The sequence below is a fragment of the Streptomyces sp. NPDC005485 genome, assembly GCF_040606085.1.
GTDB lineage: Bacteria > Actinomycetota > Actinomycetes > Streptomycetales > Streptomycetaceae > Streptomyces.
This window is the reverse complement of the sequence record NZ_JBEXDZ010000283.1, coordinates 1-5428: the sequence shown is the minus strand read 5'-3', so window position 1 is coordinate 5428 and position 5428 is coordinate 1. Positions and strand designations below refer to the sequence as shown.

General features: G+C 71.8%; 4 protein-coding genes. 1 reads left to right on the top strand and 3 read right to left on the bottom strand.

Annotated features, from left to right (window positions below; all coding sequences use genetic code 11):
• Nucleotides 1–14: 14 nt before the first annotated feature.
• From ABZS97_RS43300 to pgsA, 3 genes are read right to left on the bottom strand one after another with little or no spacing between them, the layout of a single operon-like run.
• Nucleotides 15–1175, bottom strand: coding sequence for a glycosyltransferase family 4 protein (locus tag ABZS97_RS43300; RefSeq protein ID WP_356149279.1), 1161 nt, complete (start codon nt 1173–1175; stop codon nt 15–17).
• Nucleotides 1172–2143 carry a phosphatidylinositol mannoside acyltransferase gene (locus tag ABZS97_RS43295; protein WP_356149275.1) on the bottom strand — a complete coding sequence of 324 codons (972 nt, stop codon included), beginning with the start codon at nt 2141–2143 and terminating at the stop codon, nt 1172–1174. The genes ABZS97_RS43300 and ABZS97_RS43295 overlap by 4 nt, the downstream gene beginning before the upstream one ends.
• Nucleotides 2140–2868, bottom strand: coding sequence for a phosphatidylinositol phosphate synthase (gene pgsA / locus ABZS97_RS43290; RefSeq protein ID WP_356149284.1), 729 nt, complete (start codon nt 2866–2868; stop codon nt 2140–2142). Before pgsA ends, ABZS97_RS43295 begins: the two co-directional genes overlap by 4 nt.
• Before the next feature lie 232 nt (nt 2869–3100).
• Here pgsA and ABZS97_RS43285 point away from each other — a divergent pair, with 232 nt between their 5' ends.
• Nucleotides 3101–5299 carry an elongation factor G-like protein EF-G2 gene (locus tag ABZS97_RS43285; protein WP_356149281.1) on the top strand — a complete coding sequence of 733 codons (2199 nt, stop codon included), beginning with the start codon at nt 3101–3103 and terminating at the stop codon, nt 5297–5299.
• Nucleotides 5300–5428 lie beyond the last annotated feature (129 nt).

Sequence of the window (5428 nt, the reverse complement as noted above, 5' to 3'; positions counted from 1 at the left end):
GAGCGGCGGTGGCCTCAGTCGCGCGCCAGGCCGAACCGCGCCCGCAGCCCCGTCCGCTCGTCGGCGGCCACCGCGGCGGCCCCGTCCGTCACCGTCTCGTAGACGGAGAGGATGTCCGCGCCGACCGTCGTCCAGTCGAAGCGCCGCACGTGGGCGCTCCCCCGCTCGCGCAGCCCGGCCCGGCGCTCCGGGTCGCCGAGGAGCCGTAGGGCCGCCTCCGCCAGCGCGTCCGCGTCCTCGTTGGCGAACAGGTCGCCCGCCGCGCCCTGGTCCAGGACCTGCGCGAACGCGTCGAGGTCGGAGGCGAGCACCGGAGCGCCCGCCGACATCGCCTCGACCAGGATGATGCCGAAGCTCTCGCCCCCGGTGTTGGGCGCCACGTACACGTCGACGCTGCGCAGGAAGCGGGCCTTGTCCTCGTCGCTGACCATGCCGAGGAACTCGACGCGCGAGCGCAGCTCGGCCGGCAGCGTCTCCACCGCCTCCTCCTCGTCACCGCGTCCGGCGACCAGAAGCCGCGTCTGCGGGCGCTCGGCGAAGATCCTGGGCAGCGCCTTCATGAGGACCGGAAGTCCCTTGCGGGGCTCGTCGATACGGCCGACGAAGCCCAGCGTGTCGCCCTGCCATTCGGGCTTGGGCTTGGCGCGTGCGAAGAAGTCGACGTCGACACCGTTCGGGATGACCACCGCGTCGCCGCCCAGGTGTTCGACGAGAGTGCGGCGCGCGTACTCGCTCACCGCGATGCGCGCACTGATCTTCTCCAGCGCGGGCTGGAGGATCGGGTACGCGGCGATCATCGCCCGGGAGCGCGGGTTCGAGGTGTGGAAGGTCGCGACGATGGGCCCCTGCGCGGCCCAGCACGCCAGCAGGCCCAGGGACGGCGAGGCCGGCTCATGGATGTGGATCACGTCGAACACGCCGTCGTGCAGCCAGCGCCGCACCCGGGTCGCCGACAGGAACCCGAAGTTCAGCCGGGCCACCGATCCGTTGTACGGCACCGGCACGGCGCGGCCCGCCGAGACGACGTACGGCGGAAGGGGGGTGTCGTCGTCCGCCGGGGCGAGGACCGAGACGGCGTGCCCGAGGCGGATCAGGTGGTCGGCCAGGTCACGGATGTGGAACTGGACGCCGCCCGGCACGTCCCAGGAGTACGGGCAGACGATGCCGATCCTCACGAGGTCCCCTTCTCGGGATCCTGCTTCGCGTCCCCGGCGTTCCGGGAGCCGTCCGGGTTCTCGGGGGCCTTCTGCGGATCGAGGTCCTTGAGCCACAAGCGCTGCAGCATGTGCCAGTCCTCCGGATGGTCGGCGATCCCCGTGGCGAAGGCGTCGGCCAGCGCCTGTGTCATGACAGACGCCTTCTCGGCCCGGGTACCTGTCTCCGGGACTTCGATGGGGGGATGCACACGGCCCTGCATCACGGGCGAGTCGTCGTACCAGAGCGTGACCGGCAACAGCAGCGCCCCCGTCTGCTGGGCGAGCAGCGCCGGGCCCGCGGGCATCCGGGTCGCCTCGCCGAAGAACTCGACCTCCACGCCGGAGGCGGACAGGTCGCGGTCGGAGACCAGGCAGACCAGGCCGCCGTCGCGCAGCCGCCGGGCCAGCGTGCCGAACGCGGTGCCACCGCTGTGCGGCAGGACCTCCATGCCGAGGCCCTCGCGGTAGGCGACGAAGCGGTCGTACAGCGATTCGGGCTTGAGACGCTCGGCGACCGTGGTGAAGGGCGTCTCCAGCTTGGTGGTGACCCAGGCGCCGGCGAGGTCCCAGTTGCCCAGGTGCGGCAGCGCGAGGATGACGCCCCGGCCGGAGGCGAGCGCTTCGGTCAGGTTGTGCACGTCCTTGGGGTCGAAGCCCGTCCTGACGCGCTCCGCGCTCCAGGCGGGCAGCCGGAAGGACTCCATCCAGTAGCGCAGGTACGAGCGCATGCCCGCCCTGGAGAGCTCGGCGAGCCGCTCCGGGGTCGCGCCCGGCACCACGCGCGCGTAGTTGCTCTCCAGACGCTGTACGCCCTTGCCGCGCCGCTTCCAGGCGAGGTCGGCGATCGTCCGGCCGAGCCGCGCGGCGACCGGCTCGGGGAGCTTCTTGACGGTGCTCCAGCCCAGCGCGTAGGCCCCGTCCGTCAGCCGGTCACCGAGACCGCTCACGAGGTGGCCTCGCTGCTGCGGGTCTCCGCCGCGGCCGCGGCGTCCGCCTCGGCGGACTCCCGGCGCACCGTGACGACGCGCTGGATCAGCGTGACCAGGCTGCCGACGGCGACGATCCACAGCGCGATGGGCAGCAGCACCTGGATGCCCGGCACCCCGAACTTGTGCAGCCCCGCCAGACCGGCCGCGACCAGGGAGATCACCAGGCGCTCGGCGCGCTCGACCAGCCCGTTGACCGCGACCGGCAGACCGATCGACTCGCCGCGGGCCTTCGTGTACGACACCACCTGGCCGCTGGCCAGACAGAAGATCGAGACAGCGCACAGGACAAGGTTGTCACCGTCACCGGCGTACCAGAGCGCGAAACCGCCGAAGACCGCGCTGTCGGCGACCCGGTCGAGCGTGGAGTCCAGGAAGGCGCCCCAGCGGCTGGAGCGGCCGAGCTGGCGGGCCATGTTTCCGTCGACGAGGTCGGAGAACACGAACAGCGTGATGACGATCGTGCCCCAGAAGAACTCGCCCCGGGGGTAGAAGACCAGCGCGCCCGCCATCACTCCGGCGGTACCCAGGAGGGTGACCGTGTCGGGGCTTACCCCCCGGCGGATGAGAAATGCGGCGAACGGCGTGAGGACACGCGTGAAGAATGCACGCGCGTACTTGTTCAGCATGGCCTTCCCGAGGGTCGGTGTGGCCGAGCGGCCCCTGCTGGCCACCGGCTGGCCCATCGTAGCCACGCGTGCGCGTGTGCGACGGCCGGGCACCCGCACCCCGCCCCGGGATCTCGTCCGGCGCGATCACGTCCGCCGTATGGACGCCCCGTGACACGAGTGCAAAGCTCGAAGACACCGCGGGCGTCACCGGAGCCGACACCGCAGGGGGTCCCCCCGGACGGAGCCCGGGTGGAGGATCCGCATGTCCGCGCCCACAGTGACCTCACCGTGCACGGGAGGCAAGTCCATGGGCGACAAGGCGAACGCACACCCCGGAGCCGCCGGCAGGGCTACAGCGGCCGACCACCCCGCGTCCGTACGGAATGTGGTGCTGGTCGGCCACAGCGGATCGGGCAAGACGACATTGGTGGAGGCTCTCGCGCTGACGGCGGGAGCAGTGAACCGGGCGGGCCGCGTGGAGGACGGCGGCACCGTCTCCGACTACGACGAGATCGAGCACCGGCAGCAGCGCTCGGTGCAGCTCTCCCTGGTCCCGGTCGACTGGGACGGGTACAAGATCAATGTTCTGGACACCCCCGGATACGCCGATTTCGTCGGCGAGTTGAGGGCCGGTCTGCGGGCGGCGGACGCGGCCCTCTTCGTCGTCTCCGCCTCGGACGGGGTGGACGGCTCGACCCGCATGGTGTGGGAGGAGTGCGCGGCGGTCGGCATGCCGCGGGCCATCGTGATCACCCACCTGGAGGCCGCCCGCGCCGACTTCGACGAGATGACGCGGACCTGCGCAGAGGCCTTCGGCGGGGACGACCCCGACGCCGTACTGCCGCTGTACCTGCCGCTGCACGGCGAGCCGGGACCCGACGGGCACGCGCCCGTGACCGGGCTGATCGGGCTGCTCTCGCAGCGGCTGTTCGACTACTCCTCCGGGGAGCGCAAGGAGGCGGAGCCGGGACCCGACCAGCTCCCGCTGATCGAGGAGGCACGCAACCGGCTGATCGAGGGGATCATCGCCGAGAGCGAGGACGAGACCCTCATGGACCGCTATCTCGGCGGCGAGGGGATCGACTTCAAGACCCTCGTGCAGGACCTGGAGCGGGCCGTGGCGCGCGGGATCTTCTTCCCCGTGCTGGCCGCCGCCCCCGCGGCCGAGGGCGCCCGCCAGGGCCTCGGCACCGTCGAACTCCTCGAACTGATCACCGGCGGCTTCCCGACGCCGCTGGAGCGCCGGGCGCCCGCGGTCGGCACGCCGGACGGCCGGCCGCGCGAGATCAGCGTGTGCGATCCGAACGGGCCGCTGGTGGCGGAGGTCGTCAAGACGGCTTCCGACCCCTACGTGGGCCGCGTCTCGCTCGTACGGGTCTTCTCCGGCACCCTGCGCCCCGACGCGACCGTGCACGTCTCCGGGCACGGTCTGGCCGACCGCGGCCACGAGGACCATGACGTCGACGAGCGCGTCGGCGCCCTGTCCACGCCGTTCGGCAAGCAGCAGCGCACCCTCACGCACTGCATCGCGGGAGACCTTGCGTGCGTGGCGAAACTGAACCGCGCCGAGACCGGCGACACCCTCTCGGCCAAGGACGATCCGCTGCTCATGGAGCCGTGGCAGATGCCCGACCCGCTGCTGCCGCTCGCCATCCAGGCGCACAGCAAGGCCGACGAGGACAAGCTGTCCCAGGGCCTGGGCCGACTGGTCGCCGAGGACCCGACCATGCGCCTGGAGCAGAACCAGGACACCCACCAGGTCGTCCTGTGGTGCCTGGGCGAGGCGCACGCGGACGTCGCCCTGGAGCGGCTGCGCAACCGCTACGGCGTCCAGGTCGACGTGATCCCGCACAAGGTCTCCCTACGGGAGACGTTCGCGGCCAGGGCGTCGGGGCGCGGGCGCCATGTGAAGCAGTCCGGCGGCCACGGCCAGTTCGCGATCTGCGAGATCGAGGTCGAACCGCTGCCGAACGGCTCCGGCATCGAGTTCGTGGACAAGGTCGTCGGCGGGGCGGTGCCGCGGCAGTTCATCCCGTCCGTGGAGAAGGGCGTAAGGGCCCAGTCCGCCAAGGGAGTCGCCGCCGGGCATCCGCTCATCGACATACGGATCACACTGCTCGACGGCAAGGCGCACTCGGTGGACTCCTCCGACGCCGCGTTCCAGACCGCCGGCGCGCTCGCCCTGCGCGAGGCCGCCGCCGACGCGCGGATCCATCTTCTGGAGCCGGTGGCCGAGGTGACCGTCATGGTCGGCGACGACTACGTGGGCGCCGTCATGAGCGACCTGTCCGGGCGGCGCGGCCGGGTCGTCGGCACCGAGCAGGCGGGCGGCGGCCGCACACTCGTACGGGCCGAGGTCCCGGAGATCGAGATCGGCCGGTACGCGGTCGACCTGCGCTCGCTGTCGCACGGCACCGCGCGCTTCGACCGCCGCTACGCCCGGCACGAACCGATGCCCCCGCAGATCGCCGAAAAGCTCCGCGAACAGGCGAAGGACGCCCCGTAGTTGCCGCGAACGGCTCCCCTCCGAGTCGGGGGGGCGGCCCGGCGGGCGGGGCCCCCCCCCAGAGTGGGGGTGGGGGGGTAGAGGAGGAGTGTAAGAGATGAGGGGGCGGAAAAAATTAAACAAAAAGAA

Excerpts from the sequence above, each read along its gene's own strand:
- ABZS97_RS43285 (WP_356149281.1), top strand. The coding sequence starts at position 3,101 with ATGGGCGACAAGGCGAACGCACACCCCGGAGCCGCCGGCAGGGCTACA.
- pgsA (WP_356149284.1), bottom strand. The coding sequence starts at position 2,868 with ATGGGCCAGCCGGTGGCCAGCAGGGGCCGCTCGGCCACACCGACCCTC.